Source organism: Citrobacter amalonaticus, assembly GCF_018252635.1.
GTDB lineage: Bacteria > Pseudomonadota > Gammaproteobacteria > Enterobacterales > Enterobacteriaceae > Citrobacter_A > Citrobacter_A amalonaticus_E.
This window is the reverse complement of record NZ_JAGTXM010000002.1, coordinates 981,834-996,201: the sequence shown is the minus strand read 5'-3', so window position 1 is coordinate 996,201 and position 14,368 is coordinate 981,834. Positions and strand designations below refer to the sequence as shown.

At 52.1% G+C, this 14,368-nt stretch carries 16 protein-coding genes and 1 other RNA gene; 7 read left to right on the top strand and 10 right to left on the bottom strand.

The window, feature by feature from the left end; genetic code table 11:
* Positions 1 to 90: 90 nt before the first annotated feature.
* A complete protein-coding gene (gene tesB / locus KE671_RS09160) occupies positions 91 to 951 on the bottom strand; it encodes an acyl-CoA thioesterase II (protein ID WP_206162654.1) in 861 nt (286 codons plus the stop codon).
* A 211-nt stretch (positions 952 to 1,162) separates the two neighbouring features.
* Between tesB and KE671_RS09155 the strand changes: the two genes are divergently transcribed.
* A complete protein-coding gene (locus KE671_RS09155; RefSeq protein WP_206162653.1) occupies positions 1,163 to 1,732 on the top strand; it encodes a YbaY family lipoprotein in 570 nt (189 codons plus the stop codon).
* Between the two features lie 31 nt (positions 1,733 to 1,763).
* Here KE671_RS09155 and KE671_RS09150 read toward each other — a convergent pair whose 3' ends face one another.
* A complete protein-coding gene (locus KE671_RS09150) occupies positions 1,764 to 2,153 on the bottom strand; it encodes an MGMT family protein (protein WP_206162652.1) in 390 nt (129 codons plus the stop codon).
* 84 nt (positions 2,154 to 2,237) lie between these two features.
* On the opposite strand from KE671_RS09150, the gene ffs reads away from it, so the two are divergent.
* The 3 genes from ffs to KE671_RS09135 all read left to right on the top strand — a co-directional run bounded on the left by ffs (position 2,238) and on the right by KE671_RS09135 (position 3,000).
* Positions 2,238 to 2,334, top strand: an RNA gene (ffs, locus tag KE671_RS09145) — signal recognition particle sRNA small type.
* Between the two features lie 199 nt (positions 2,335 to 2,533).
* A complete protein-coding gene (locus KE671_RS09140; protein ID WP_206162651.1) occupies positions 2,534 to 2,785 on the top strand; it encodes a hypothetical protein in 252 nt (83 codons plus the stop codon).
* Positions 2,782 to 3,000: a hypothetical protein gene (locus KE671_RS09135; RefSeq protein ID WP_043001564.1), complete on the top strand. Its 219-nt coding sequence runs from the start codon at positions 2,782 to 2,784 to the stop codon at positions 2,998 to 3,000. Before KE671_RS09140 ends, KE671_RS09135 begins: the two co-directional genes overlap by 4 nt.
* Here KE671_RS09135 and KE671_RS09130 read toward each other — a convergent pair.
* Positions 2,997 to 4,424, bottom strand: a complete 1,428-nt coding sequence (locus tag KE671_RS09130; RefSeq protein ID WP_206162650.1) for a PLP-dependent aminotransferase family protein — start codon at positions 4,422 to 4,424, stop codon at positions 2,997 to 2,999. The genes KE671_RS09135 and KE671_RS09130 overlap by 4 nt on opposite strands.
* A gap of 84 nt (positions 4,425 to 4,508) precedes the next feature.
* On the opposite strand from KE671_RS09130, the gene KE671_RS09125 reads away from it, so the two are divergent.
* Positions 4,509 to 5,105, top strand: a complete 597-nt coding sequence (locus tag KE671_RS09125) for a YczE/YyaS/YitT family protein (protein WP_206162649.1) — start codon at positions 4,509 to 4,511, stop codon at positions 5,103 to 5,105.
* A gap of 82 nt (positions 5,106 to 5,187) precedes the next feature.
* Positions 5,188 to 5,541, top strand: coding sequence for a DUF1428 domain-containing protein (locus KE671_RS09120; protein ID WP_206162648.1), 354 nt, complete (start codon positions 5,188 to 5,190; stop codon positions 5,539 to 5,541).
* A 39-nt stretch (positions 5,542 to 5,580) separates the two neighbouring features.
* Here KE671_RS09120 and KE671_RS09115 read toward each other — a convergent pair whose 3' ends face one another.
* Positions 5,581 to 7,131, bottom strand: a complete 1,551-nt coding sequence (locus tag KE671_RS09115; protein WP_206162647.1) for an EAL domain-containing protein — start codon at positions 7,129 to 7,131, stop codon at positions 5,581 to 5,583.
* A 221-nt stretch (positions 7,132 to 7,352) separates the two neighbouring features.
* On the opposite strand from KE671_RS09115, the gene ykgO reads away from it, so the two are divergent.
* Entirely contained in the window at positions 7,353 to 7,493 is a 141-nt protein-coding gene (ykgO, locus tag KE671_RS09110; RefSeq protein ID WP_003859006.1) for a type B 50S ribosomal protein L36, read from the top strand.
* A 51-nt stretch (positions 7,494 to 7,544) separates the two neighbouring features.
* On the opposite strand, the gene KE671_RS09105 is transcribed toward ykgO, so the two are convergent.
* From KE671_RS09105 to acrA, 6 genes are all read right to left on the bottom strand, one after another.
* Positions 7,545 to 8,015, bottom strand: a complete 471-nt coding sequence (locus KE671_RS09105) for a YlaC family protein (protein ID WP_206162646.1) — start codon at positions 8,013 to 8,015, stop codon at positions 7,545 to 7,547.
* Between the two features lie 114 nt (positions 8,016 to 8,129).
* The gene (gene maa / locus KE671_RS09100; RefSeq protein ID WP_206162645.1) at positions 8,130 to 8,681 is read right to left on the bottom strand and encodes a maltose O-acetyltransferase; all 552 of its coding nucleotides are present in this window, start codon (positions 8,679 to 8,681) and stop codon (positions 8,130 to 8,132) included.
* 176 nt (positions 8,682 to 8,857) lie between these two features.
* Positions 8,858 to 9,076 carry an HHA domain-containing protein gene (locus KE671_RS09095; protein ID WP_001280991.1) on the bottom strand — a complete coding sequence of 73 codons (219 nt, stop codon included), beginning with the start codon at positions 9,074 to 9,076 and terminating at the stop codon, positions 8,858 to 8,860.
* A 27-nt stretch (positions 9,077 to 9,103) separates the two neighbouring features.
* Positions 9,104 to 9,478 (bottom strand): Hha toxicity modulator TomB, encoded by a 375-nt coding sequence (gene tomB / locus KE671_RS09090; protein ID WP_042324455.1) that lies wholly within the window; start codon positions 9,476 to 9,478, stop codon positions 9,104 to 9,106.
* A 511-nt stretch (positions 9,479 to 9,989) separates the two neighbouring features.
* On the bottom strand, positions 9,990 to 13,139 hold the full coding sequence (gene acrB / locus KE671_RS09085) for a multidrug efflux RND transporter permease subunit AcrB (RefSeq protein WP_206162644.1): 3,150 nt from the start codon (positions 13,137 to 13,139) through the stop codon (positions 9,990 to 9,992).
* Positions 13,140 to 13,161: 22 nt separating this feature from the next.
* Complete coding sequence (acrA, locus tag KE671_RS09080) at positions 13,162 to 14,355, bottom strand: multidrug efflux RND transporter periplasmic adaptor subunit AcrA (protein WP_206162643.1); 1,194 nt, start codon at positions 14,353 to 14,355, stop codon at positions 13,162 to 13,164.
* Positions 14,356 to 14,368: the final 13 nt, after the last annotated feature.

Genomic DNA, 14,368 nt, shown 5'->3' with positions numbered 1-14,368 from the left:
GTGCCGGATGGCGATGCTAACGCATCTTATCCGGCCTGCAAACGGCAAACTGAACCAGCCGGATACGCGTGAGCGCTATCCGGCTTTTTTTCAGTTGTGATTGCGCATCACCCCTTCCTGCACGGTCGAGGCCACCAGCTTGCCATCCTGCGTGTAGAACTCGCCACGGACAAACCCGCGAGCGCTGGAGGCTGACGTGCTTTCCACGCTGTACAGCAACCATTCGTTCAAATCGAACGGACGGTGGAACCACATGGAATGGTCGATCGTGGCAATCTGAATCCCTTTTTCCAGGAAACCAATGCCGTGAGGTTGCAGGGCAACGGGCAGGAAATTGAGGTCGGAGGCGTAGCCCAACAGATACTGATGGACGCGGATGTCGTTGGGTAACGCACCGTTTGCGCGGATCCACACCTGGCGTGTGGGTTCTGCCACATGGCCTTTTAACGGGTTGTGAAATTCAACAGGACGTACTTCCAGCGGGCGATCGCAGAGAAATTTATCTTTTAAAATTGGCGGCAGCAGGTGCGCGACTGTGCGGGCAATGTCGGTTTCTGATGTTAATCCTTCCGGCGCGGGGGCGTACGGCATGGTTTTTTGATGTTCGAAGCCGGGCTCCGGCGCCTGGAATGAGGCGGTCATATAAAAGATGGGCTTCCCGTTCTGGATAGCGGCAACGCGGCGGGCGCTGAAGCTGTTACCGTCGCGCAGGACTTCCACGTCATAAATAATCGGTCGCTGGCTATCGCCGGGGCGTAAAAAATAGCTGTGAAACGAGTGGACCAGGCGTTCTTCTGGTACCGTTTCTTTCGCCGCATACAGCGCCTGACCGACCACTTGTCCACCAAATACCTGACGCAACCCTAAGTCTTCACTTTGGCCCCGAAAGAGTCCTTCCTCAATTTTTTCCAGATTCAACAATGTCAGCAAATTATTCAGTGCCTGACTCATACATGCTCTCCAGGTAACAACGACGCCGAAGCGAGATAGGAAAGTATAACGCAATTTTGGAAGTGGTCCGATGGGTGCAATAGTCTGAAAAACTGACCGATTCCAGGCAAAAATAAGTGATATGTGCCACACTTAGCTACGTTACGTTTTTGTTAACCACTCTTCCGGCGGGAGGAAAGCCCGCTGGTGCAGAGATGATAAGGAGAATTTAATGAAGCTCATGCACATGGTAAGTGGTTTAGCGGTTGCGGTTGCTCTGGCCGCCTGTGCGGATAAAAGCGCAGATATCCAGACGCCAGCGCCGAACCCAAATACTTCAGCAACGGCCACACAGCCTGCTATTGCACAACCTAATGTCTCGGGTACCGTATGGATCCGTCAGAAAGTGGCATTGCCGCCTGACGCCGTGCTGACCGTGACCCTGTCAGATGCATCGCTCGCCGACGCCCCGTCGAAAGTGTTGTCCCAGAAAGCGGTTCGTACCGAAGGGAAACAGGCGCCATTCAGCTTCGTCCTGCCGTTTAACCCGGCTGACGTGCAGCCGAATGCCCGTATTCTGCTGAGTGCGGCAATTACGGTGAATGACAAACTGGTGTTTATTACCGATACCGTTCAGCCGGTCATCAATCAGGGCGGCACGAAAGCCGATCTGACGCTGGTACCGGTTCAGCAGACGGAAGTTCCTGTGCAGGCAAGCGGTGGGGCAGCAACGACTGTGCCTTCAACCTCGCCCACGCAGGTCAACCCGTCTTCAGCGGTGCCTGCCCCGACGCAGTACTAAAGCCTGTCTGACCCTCTCCCCCCGGAGAGGGTCAATAATGCCAGCGATACCGCTGCAAATCGATCTGCCCGCCCCCGGACACCACAATACCTTCCGCCAGTAATGCCTGCCGTTGTCGCTGTAGATCCGGACCGGTTAGCGAAATTGCGCCGTGCCGATTCACCACCCGATGCCAGGGTAGGGTGCTGCCTTCAGGTAAGCGTTTGAGTACGCCGCCGACCTGTCTGGCCGCGCGCGGAGAACCCGCGAGCAACGCGACGTCGCCATAAGTCGTAACGCAGCCTTCGGGAATAGAGGCAACAATTTGCCAGACGCGCTGAGGGAAAGTGTCTTGTCTGTCCATGGTCTCTTCCTGCGGTAATCCTTCAGCATAATCTGGAATGGCGGGCGCGGGAAGTTCCATTGCGCAAGAAACCAGCATCTGACCGCCGATGGCTTGCAATTACAGGGGGCAGCAGTGATAATGCGCCTGCGCGTTGGTTAACAACGCTCTCAATGGGGGCTCTGTTGGTTCTCCCGCAACGCTACTCTGTTTACCAGGTCAGGTCCGGAAGGAAGCAGCCAAGGCAGATGACGCGTGTGCCGGGATGTAGCTGGCAGGGCCCCCACCCATTTGTGCCGCGCGGCATCACATCTTCGTTTTTCTTCTTGTTGTTGTCATGGTTTTGTCATTTTTTTGTCATCAAATACTGGCAGAGTGTTTTTGGGATGTTAAATCCTGGCGCTCAATTCTCTTTTCACGCCGTGGCGATTCAGTCGTCGCCGGAACCGTGCTTTTGCCTGTCCACAAGGATTCTTACGATGGCTACTGCAGTACTGAATGTCAAAATTGATGAGACGTTAAAAGAAAAACTGCGTCATTACGCTGAACTCAATAATGAGAATTTAAGCATCACGACAGAAAAACTGCTGCTGATTGCCTTCGACGTTGCGGCAGAGGTGGGGGTCTCGGCTGGCGATATCGATAGTCAACACACGGAAGAGTCGTTGGTTGAGCCACTGACTCCTAAAGAAATCAAAGCATTGCGCAGACTACTGAAGAAGAAAAAATGAAACAGCAAACGCTCTCCATCGCCAGTAACTATGGCGAAGCCTGTGAATTGCTCCGCTCGGGTTATGTTAAGCATGTTTGTCTGAGCTGGAATGTCGGCAGTGATGAATTTTTCCGCATTGCCTCAGACTGGTGTGATGCCGGTGCCAAAATAAAAAAAGAGGGCGATAACTTTGTGATTTCGCTCAAGGGTTTTCCGGTGCCCCGTCAGCATTAAATAATCTTACGCATCTTACCGCTACTGGACTGCAGACGCAGTGTTTCCCAGATCGGCTCCAGAGTGGTAATCGCCGTGCGAAGAGTCTCTTCCGGCAAGGCAAACGGCATACGTAAGAAACGATCAAACGCGCCCGCAAGCCCAAAGCGGGTGCCTGTCCCCAGTTGAATCCCGACGCTTTCCGCCCGCGTGGCGAAAAGCGTCGCCAGCGTATCCGGCAGCTCCACCCAGAAGGATAAACCGCCCTGTGGTTGTTGATAACGCCACTCGGGGAAGTGCGTGCGCATCAGCGTGTCGCAGAGCGCGCGGCGTGCGGCAAGCTGCTGCCTGCGCTGCGGCAAAAAGGAATCGGCATGATCCAGTAGCCACGTGGTGGCAAGTTGTTCGATGACTGGCGAGCCCAAATCGACCGTATCCCGCGTCTGCACCAGCGCCGTGATGGTGCGTGATGGCGCACGTACCCAGCCCAGTCGTAATCCTGCCCAGAAACTCTTGCTCGCCGAGCCCAGCATAATCACCGGAGCGTCGCGGTGATATGCTGCTATCGGCGGAGGCGGTGGGGCGTCGTACCAGAGGTCCATCATCGTTTCGTCGATTACCAGCGTCGTACGCGTACGGGCGGCGATATTCGCAACGACTTGTCGCGTCTCATCATCCATACACCGCCCGGTGGGATTGTGAAAATCCGGCATCAGATAGGCTATTCTCGGTGCCGTCTGGGCGATGGTGGCGGCAAGTCCATCCGTATCCCAACCCTTTTCGGGTAATGACACGCCCACAGGGCGACAGGAAGCGCCCTGAATGGCCGCAATCGCCAGCGGGTACGTCGGATGATCAACCACCACCCGATCGCCGGGTCCGGTCAATAAGCGCAGGATAAGCGCCAGACCGCTGACCGCACCGTTGACCACCATGATTTCATCCGCCGTTGTCGGAAGGCCTCGCGCACAGTACTGACGGGCAAGTGACTCACGTAAACAGAGTAATCCCTGTGGCTGATAGCCCGACGTCAGCAAATGCGGCGGCATCGCAACCAGCGCCTGTTGATAAGCCTGATGGATTTCAGGCCCCGCACTGAGGGCGGCGGTGGAGAGATCTAACGCCATCGTGGTACCGGCACGCGTCGGCACTTCACGGATATGACCTGGCAGAATTACGCGCGACCCACTGCCATGACGACTCTCCAGATATCCCTCTTCCCGCAATTGCGCCAGCGCGCTGGCTACGGTGGTCCGGCTGACATCAAGTACCGTAGCCAGTTCGCGTTCCCCGGGCAAACGGCTGTCGAGCGCCAGACGCCCGTCGAGGATCAGCAGACGTAACGCTTCAGCCAGTTGCCGCCAGAGCGGAGTTCTTGCCGAGCTGTCCTGCCAGTGCCCAAGCAGGCGCTGGAGAGATTGGCTTCCATAACGACGTGATGACATTGCAGTCCACTTTTTCAAAACTGGTCATTAATCATAGTGCCAATTACAGCGATGATGAAGGCTATCTGAACGAGGAGGGTGAAAATGGGGCGTCGTCTGGTTCAACTTTATTTGGGGCTGGCTCTGTATGGGGTATCAACCGCGATGTTCGTGCGCGCGGATTTAGGTGCCGATCCGTGGAACGTGTTCCATCTGGGGCTGGCGAATCTGTTCTCGATCAAGATTGGCGTGGTGATGATTATTGTCGGTGCGCTGGTACTTCTGTTGTGGATCCCTCTTCGTCAACGTCCCGGTCTGGGCACTCTCAGCAACGTGATTGTGATAGGACTTGCCGCTGATGCCGCGCTGGCAGTGATGCCGGCGTTTTCCTCACTCGCTGTGCGTAGCCTTATGCTGGTGGCGGCCGTGGTGGTGAACGCGCTGGCGACAAGCATGTATATTGGCGCGGGCTTTGGTGCCGGGCCGAGAGACGGTCTGATGACCGGTATTCACGCCCGCACGGGATGGTCGGTACGTACAATCCGAACGGCGATTGAAGTCTCTGTTTTACTGAGCGGTTGGCTGCTCGGTGGTACGCTTGGCGTCGGAACCGTGCTGTATGCGTTGGCGATTGGGCCGCTGATCCAGATCTGCCTGCCGTGGTTTCGCTATAAACCTCGGGCCCGGATTCAGACGGCATAGTAAGCAGAGGGCGACTACACTTATTCACGACTGACGCGGCTGGAATCGGCTTGCTGCGCAGTAAACTTCGGAGGTTATTCTCATGAAGTACGTGGATGGTTTTGTCCTTGCCGTACCTGCCGAAAACAAGGAGGCTTATAAGGCGATGGCGGCAAAAGCAGCACCGCTGTTCAAGGAATTTGGTGCGCTCCGCATTGTGGAATGCTGGGCCGACGATGTGCCAGATGGCAAACTCACCGATTTTCGCATGGCGGTGAAAGCCGAGGATCACGAAGAGGTGGTATTCAGTTGGATTGAATACCCGTCGAAAGAAGTGCGGGATGAGGCGAATCAGAAGATGATGTCCGATCCGCGCATGAAGGCGTTCGGTGAGTCGATGCCGTTTGATGGTAAACGCATGATTTACGGCGGATTCTCACCTATTCTCGACGATTAACGTGACTGGCTGTGCGGCGTGCCGCCAGCCATCTCCGCGTTATAAGCGTTTTTCCGCCCACAGAATAAAGGCCTCTTTGGGCAGCGCTTTGCTGTAAAGCCAACCCTGTCCGTAATGGACGCCGTGCTGGCGCAGCCAGTCTTCCTGATTGGCCGTTTCAATCCCTTCCGCCACCATTTTTAGCTTCAGCGTTTTAGCCATCTCAATGATATGCGGCGTCACGTTCTTGTACTCCAGCGCATCGACAAACGATTTGTCGATTTTCAGGATGTCCACGTCCAGATTCTGCAAATAACTGAGGCTGGAATAGCCGGTGCCGAAATCATCAATATAGATGGCATGTCCCGCCTTACGGTAGCGGGCGAGGATGGGGGAACTGGTTTTCGGATTGGCAAATCCCCGTTCCGTCAGTTCCAGAGCAATCTGTGAGGGGGCAAGCTGATACCGGTTAAGCAGTTTACTCAGCAGTGTCGGGAGTTTTTCAGAGGCGAGGTCCGCCGCTTCAATGTTAATGGAAATATGCTGTTCGGGATGCTGCTTCAGCCATTTCCCCATATCCTCAAACACCGTTTCGATAATTAACCGGGTGAGTTGCCCGGTCAGTCCGGTCTGTTCGGCCAGGGGGATAAAAATATCGGGTGACAGGTAGCTACCATCGGTTTGTGGCCAGCGCGCCAGCGCTTCCCCACCGACGATTTTCCCGCTAGATAACGAAATGATGGGCTGGTAGTGAACCTTAATGTCCCGGTTATTGATGGCGTCCTGCAAACGGTGATGGGGGGACTGGAGGCGGCGCAGAATACGCAGAATAAAGGCGGCAGCCAGCAAACCGATCAGAATACCGATGGGAACCCAGATCAGCGCCTGCCGATACCAGATTTTCTGCAGCGGAAGGGTGGAAGCCCAACTGACGATGGTAATGCCCATTTCCGGGAAGGGGCGCATTTCATAAATAATGCCATGACTTTCCAGGTGGCGAGGCGTGGTTTCCTGGGTAAATTGCAGGATATTCGGTGCAAGCGCACTGCTGCTGGCAATGACGGTATTGCGTTTTACGCCAATAATTGCAACATCGATCTGCCATGCGCCAAAGGGGACAACATCAATAAAGGAGGCCGGATCGATCATGACGATGTAATGCTCGGTTCCCAGCGCAGCCATATAGCGTTCGATTCCCAGATCATTCTGCGCGGTAAACCATGCGCGGTAACCATCATCGGTGATTTTCATGGGCGGAGGAAAAGCGGCGGTATGGCTCTCCTGTTCCAGTGAGGAACAGCGCGGCATGTTATTTTCCAGATATAACACTTCCTGAACATAGCGATAGCTGTAGGAGATACGTCGCATCGCCAGTAAGTGTTCACGTGAACAGGGTGCGCTGCTCACGGTTTCGATCTGCTTTAACGCGTCTTTGGCCTGAATAACCACGCGCTCGGTGCGTTCAAAGACGCGCGATGAGTAGGTGTCCAGTTCCTCAATGAATTTCTTTTCGACCTGGCGATGAGCAAGCCAAATACTCAAACCGACCGGCACCAACACGGCGAGGATAAGCACTCCTGTCACCAGACTGACCAGATGTCGTGTTCTCACGCAAATATCCTTAATAACGCATTGTAGAGAAAGTATATCCGATCGTGAAAAAAGCCCTGTAAATGATGTCGTTAATCTGCACGTTTTTTTGATGAGCGTGAGGGTTTTTGCTGTTTTCACCGCGAAAGAACGTGCGTTATGCAGAAAGGTTTGAACTGTCGTGCGTTCAACGATAAAGTAATGTTATATTATTACACAATATCGAAAGTGATGAGGATACTATGCAGGTCTTGAATTCATTACGTAGCGCAAAGCAGCGCCATCCGGACTGTCAGATAGTCAAGCGGAAAGGGCGTCTGTATGTGATTTGTAAGAGCAACCCGCGCTTTAAAGCGGTACAGGGAAGAAAAAAACGGCGTTAAAGAGAGGAGAGGGCCGGATAGGGAAAATGCCTGTCCGGCATCACTAACCGGTTATGACGTGGCTTCTGCGCGAGCAAGGGTGAAGATGTCGTAAAACGACAGTTCGCCCTTACGCATCAACATCTTTTGCAATTGTGCTTTGTGTTCATCGGCAACGCGCGGGGAGTGAAGGATGGTGCTAATCAGCGCAGAAGGCACAAACCGGGTGTTGTACCATTCGCCGTTGTAACACACCCTGAAATCCAGCACGTCGATATCCTCATAGCGATAGCGTGGGGCGACATCAAAAAAGAAAAAACCGTTGAGGATGACAAACAGCACCACCAGCAGCCAGACTGAGTCAACCAGCGTCTCTGATTGCAGCATAACCGCCAGCGTGGCAAACCAGGCGACATACATCCCAATAAACAAACCGGGATGTTTGCGGATAAAGCTGATGCTAAAGCGGGGCTTGTTATCGCGCTTCTCACGCACGTTCAGATCGTCGATGGTTTCGGTGAGCAGGCGTTGTATTTCTGTCATTTTTTGCCTTCGTGATTTTCGCTACTTACAGGGGAACGCCCTATTTTAAGTGGGCAATTAACGTGAAAAAAGTAACAGATTAACCACTATTTAGCATAACAGTTACAATTTTGGTTACAGTGTTTTAATAATCCGTGCCGGGTTACCGCCTACTACCACGTTGTCAGGTACGTTTTTGGTCACTACCGCACCGGAGGCGACAACCACGTTGTCACCAATGCTGACGCCGGGATTGATGACCGCACGTCCACCAATCCAGACATTATTGCCAATCGTGACGGGTTTGCCGAATTCCAGCCCGCTAGTGCGCTCTGCCGCATCCAGCGGATGTGTGGCGGTGTAGATATGAACGCCGGGAGCCAGCATGCAGTTATCACCAATATGAATCGGACAGACGTCGAGCATGACGCAGTCAAAGTTTGCGTAAAATTCTTTTCCCAGAAAGATATTGTAACCGTAGTCACAGCGGAATGACGGCTCGATATAAGGGTGGTCGCACTGGCCTAACAGGGCGTGGAGAATAGCCAGCCGTTCTGCTTTTTCTTCCGGGGCGGTGTGATTGTAGCGGTGAACGAATCGACGCGCCTGCAGTCGGTCCTGGCGCAGGGTTTCATCTGCCGGGTGATACCGTTCACCCGCTATCATTTTCCGTTTCTCTTCACTCATTCTGCGCTCTCTGACTGTTCACCTGTGAGGCAATACAGTAGAGGGACAGCGATAATCAGGGAACGATCCCTGAACTATACCGTGATAGAGGTCACAATAGTCATGCTATTGTTATTGCAAGTATGAAGAATGTTCCCCAGGAAAACATCCGTATTTCCTGATGGACAGTAATCAAATTAACGAATGAATTTCCAGACGGAGGAAGGGATTTTGTCGTAAAGTTTATTCATCGTCAATTCTGCGAGACGGTGATCGGCGGCTGAGTAAAATACAGCCAATTCATTGTCAGATAATTCATATTTATTTTTCTCGATCACACGCTCAAGTGTGTCAATTGTCTGACAGCGTCGCAAACGCATCAAATAATCAGTTTTAGTTAATGGTTTATCGGACATAAATCTTACCTATGATTGTAATAATTTTTAACAAGACAAACTAACAGGATTAGCCCTGGTGGCATTCACAAAGCAGCGGAACAAGCGATTACCCGATTTCCGCCATTTCTGCAGATCCTGCGCATTAATGCCATAACTGCTGAACAACATAAATGTGTCGTCCAGATATTCGTCAATCTGTTCAATCAGCTTATTGTCCTCATTATACTTAATTTTATAATTAAGTGCGAAGGTTGCAATATGCTCTATCAGTTCGTTGAGTTGAAGGTTGATCGCCGAGGTTGGGTCGTTAACCCAGCCATGATTGCTTTCTTCAAGGTTTGCAAGACAGTCGTGATAAAGCGTTTCACAAAGAAATTTAAGTTGCGCTATATCATGTCTTTTGGGTGAGTATTCATCCATAACGCATCCCCTTCTTAGTGGCTTAAACTAACCGAACACCTTTCGGGATGGGTACAACTAACTGACCTGGAACTGCCTTCTACGCCTGATGATTTAACTATAATCTACTCTAAAAAAGATTTCATCGTTATATTACGAAAAATTACAATTAATGTAATACGAGAGAAAGCACAGATTCATACCTTTTAGCCATTATAGCATGTCGCCAACCCATTGCGGAATGAGATAATTACGTGATTATTTTGCAATTCATCAGATTATCTACTCTTTCTCATCCTCATCGCTCGCACTGGCGCCAGGTCAAAGACAGATTTATCCCCAGGAATTGTCTTAATAATGAATTATTAAGCAGGGAATAAGCCATAAGCCAAATTGTCAGAAATAGCCTTTATCCTCTTGTGGATTATAACCTTTATTATCCCCAACCAAAAGTCAACAAGGTATCAATAAGCGCTTTTGCGGATTTCATTCGAAAAAAAGGTCGCTTGCGCGACCTTTTATCAGATGAGTATCAGTGATGCTCTACGGTATGACTGTGCTCAATATCTTCACTTTTCCGGCTGAAGCGGCGGCGTACCACTACAAAGAAGACCGGAACGAAGAAGATAGCCAGAACCGTCGCGGTGACCATCCCGCCCATTACGCCAGTACCTACGGCGTTCTGCGCACCGGAACCGGCACCGGAGCTGATAACCAGCGGCATAACGCCCAGAATGAACGCCAGAGACGTCATCAGAATTGGGCGTAGACGCATACGTACCGCTTCCAGCGTTGCCTCAACCAGACCTTTGCCTTCTTTATCCATCAGGTCTTTGGCGAATTCGACGATTAATATCGCGTTCTTCGCCGATAGCCCAATGGTGGTGAGCAGGCCAACCTGGAAGTAAACGTCGTTGGTTAATCCACGGAAGGTGGCAGCCAACAGCGCACCGATAACCCCCAGCGGAACCACCAGCATAACGGAGAACGGAATTGACCAGCTCTCATACAACGCAGCCAGACACAGGAAGACGACGATCAGTGAGATGGCATACAGGGCAGGGGCCTGGTTACCGGATAGACGTTCCTGATAGGACATCCCCGTCCAGTCGTAGCCGATACCGGATGGTAGCTTACTTGCCAGCTCTTCCATCATTGCCATTGCTTCACCAGTACTCTTACCGGGGGCCGCCTGACCCAAGATTTCCATCGAAGGCAGACCGTTATAGCGTTCGAGACGCGGTGAACCGTATTCCCAACGTGATGATGAGAAGGCAGAGAACGGTACCATCTGTCCATCTGCGCCGCGCACATACCAGTCGCCAATATCGTTCGGCAACATGCGGTATTTCGCTTCGGACATCACGTAAACTTTCTTCACACGACCACGGTCAATAAAGTCATTTACGTAGCTTCCGCCCCATGCGGCACCCAGCGTGGTATTAATATCGCTAATGGAAACACCCAACGCCTGCGCTTTTTCCTGGTCGATATCAATTTTGAACTGCGGGGTATCTTCCAGACCATTAGGACGAACACCGACTAACAGATCGGGGTGCTTCGCAATCTCGCCGAACAGCTGGTTACGCGCCTGCGTGAGTTTGTCATGGCCAAGGTTTGCCTGGTCAATTAACTGGAAGTCAAAACCGGTAGCGGTACCCAGTTCCACGATTGCTGGCAGGTTAAAGGCAAAGACCATTGCATCTTTAATGGAAGCAAAGTGCGCACTTGCACGTGCTGCAATGGCAGGCACTTTATTTTCTTCACCGGGACGATCCTCCCAATTTTTGAGAGAAACGAACGCCAGGCCGGTGTTTTGGCCACGACCCGAGAAACCAAAGCCGTTTACAGTAAACACAGAGTTAACGTTGGCTTTCTCATCCTTCAGGTAATAGTCCGTGACTTCATCAAGGACTTTTTGCGTACGTTCCTGCGTAGCACCAGCCGGAAGCTGTGCCATGGTCAGGAATACACCCTGGTCTTCATCTGGCAGGAAGGAACTTGGCAGACGAACGAACAGAAACGCCATGCCGACCACGATGATCAGATACAGCAGCAGGTAACGACCCGTACTGCGCAGGATGTTGCCTACGCTGTCGGTGTAGTGGTGCGTGCTCTTATCGAACATGCGGTTGAACCAGCCGAAGAAGCCTTTTTTGCCTTCTCCATGATCGCCTTTAGCCACAGGTTTAAGCATAGTGGCGCAAAGCGCAGGGGTCAGGATCATCGCCACCAGTACAGAAAGCACCATTGCCGAAACGATGGTAATAGAGAATTGACGATAAATCGCCCCGGTTGAACCCCCAAAGAAAGCCATTGGGATGAATACCGCCGACAATACCATCGCGATACCGACCAGGGCGCCCTGAATCTGACCCATCGATTTTCGCGTTGCTTCTTTAGGCGGTAATCCCTCTTCAACCATGACGCGTTCGACGTTCTCAACCACCACGATGGCATCGTCAACCAGCAGGCCTATCGCGAGAACCATACCAAACATGGTTAACGTATTTATTGAGAAACCAAATGCTGCCAGTATTGCAAATGTCCCTAACAGAACGACCGGCACGGCGATGGTAGGAATCAGCGTCGCGCGGAAGTTTTGCAGGAACAGGTACATAACGATAAATACCAGTACGATAGCTTCGACCAGTGTCTTCACCACTTCGTTAATCGAGATTTTAACGAAAGGTGTCGTATCGTACGGGTAAACGACTTTCAGACCGTGCGGGAAGAAAGGTTCCAGTTTCGCAATTGTCGCGCGTACTGCGTTTGCCGTATCCAGCGCGTTCGCGCCTGTTGCCAGTTTGATCCCAAGACCCGATGCCGGCTGCCCATTGAATTTCGCGATGACATCATAGTTCTCGCCACCGAGTTCAATACGAGCCACATCACTCAGGCGAACCCGAGAACCATCCTGATTCACTTTCAGCAAAATTTTGCCGAACTCTTCGGTCGAGGTCAGACGGGTTTGGGCAATAATGGATGCGTTAAGCTGCTGACCTTTTACCGGCGGCGTACCACCGAGCTGACCGGCTGCGACCTGGGCGTTTTGCGCTTTGATTGCCGCAATAACGTCGACCGGCGTTAACTGGTATTTATTAAGCTCGGTCGGATCCATCCAAATGCGCATCGCATATTGCGCACCAAACAACTGGACATCACCCACGCCGCTGGTACGGCTGACAGGATCTTTAACCGTTGCACCGACATAGTCCGCGATATCTTCTTGCGTCATAGAGCCGTCAGTACTGATCATCCCCATAACCATCAGGAAGCTACTGGAGGATTTCTCAACGCTCACGCCCTGTTGCTGTACTTCTTGCGGCAGTAACGGCATCGCCAGTTGCAACTTGTTCTGCACCTGAACCTGAGCGATATCCGCATCCGTACCGGAGTCAAAGGTAATCGTAATCTGAACGGTACCTGAAGAGTCACTGGTTGAGGACATATAGAGCAGGTTATCGATACCATTCATATTTTGTTCGATAACCTGCGTCACGGTATCCTGAACCGTTTTCGCATCAGCACCAGGATAGCTCGCAGAGATCGTGATTGCAGGTGGAGCAATCGTTGGATATTGCGCCACCGGCAATTTGAGGATCGCAAGACCCCCTGCCAGCATGATGATGATGGCGATAACCCATGCAAAGATAGGGCGATCGATAAAAAACTTAGCCATGTCTTAACGGCTCCTGTTTAAGTTAAGACTTTGTTTGCTCTGACTTGCCACCGTTCGCGGCTTGTTGTTGATTGTCAGATGTTACTTCCTGCGCTTTTACCTGCACGCCAGGGCGAACTTTTTGCAAACCAGAGATAATGACGCGATCACCCGATTTAAGTCCGTCAGTGACCACCCATTTATCGCCAATCGCCTGACTGGCAACGATTTGACGGGTTTCCACCTTGTCATCAGCCCCCACAACCAGTGCTGTTGCATCGCCACGCGGCGTACGGGTCACGCCTTGTTGCGGTACCAGTAACGCAGTAGGGTTGGTTCCTTCTTCCAGACGTGCACGTACAAACATTCCTGGCAGTAAGGTGTGATCCGGATTAGGGAAGACGGCGCGGATGGTGATAGAACCGGTGGTCTGATCGACAGTCACGTCTGAAAACTCAAGCGTACCGGTCTGCGGGAATTTAATGCCGTCGCTGGTCACCAGTTCGACTTTCGCCTTGCCGTTTTCCTGTTTCAGCGTTCCGTTAGCCAGTTCTTGTTTCAGGCGCAGGAAGTCGTTGCTCGACTGCGTCACGTCAACATAGATAGGATCGAGCTGCTGCACGGTTGCCAGCGCTGTCGCCTGGCCGTTTTGCACCAGTGCGCCTTCCGTCACGGCCGATTTACCAATACGGCCGCTAATAGGAGAGGTCACTTTGGTGTACGCCAGGTTAATGCGCGCTGTTTCAACGGCGGCTTTCGCGGCAACCACGGCAGCATTCGCCTGTTGCGCATCGGCCAGCGCCTGATCGTAATCTTGTTGACTGATGTACTGCGTTCCCAGCAGCTTTTTATAACGGTTAACCGTTACCTGAGCGATGCTGGCTGCGGCCTGGGCTTTCGCCAGATCGCCTTTCGCGCTTTCATAAGTAGCTTGATACGTCGCAGGATCAATCTGATAGAGAGACACTCCTGCTTCGATATCACTACCCTCCTCGAAATTACGCTTCAGGATAATACCGCTCACCTGAGGACGAACTTCCGCAATTCGGAAAGCACTGGTACGACCCGGGAGTTCAGTTGTGATCTGTAGAGGTTCGGTTTTGAGCGTCACAACCCCAACTTCTGGCATCTGCTGGCCCCCTTGTTGGGCCTGTTTGTCGTCACATCCTGTAAGCGCTAAGCTGCCTGAGAGCATCAGAACGACCGCCAGAGGCGTAAACCCTCTGTTTTTGTTCATATGTAAACCTCGA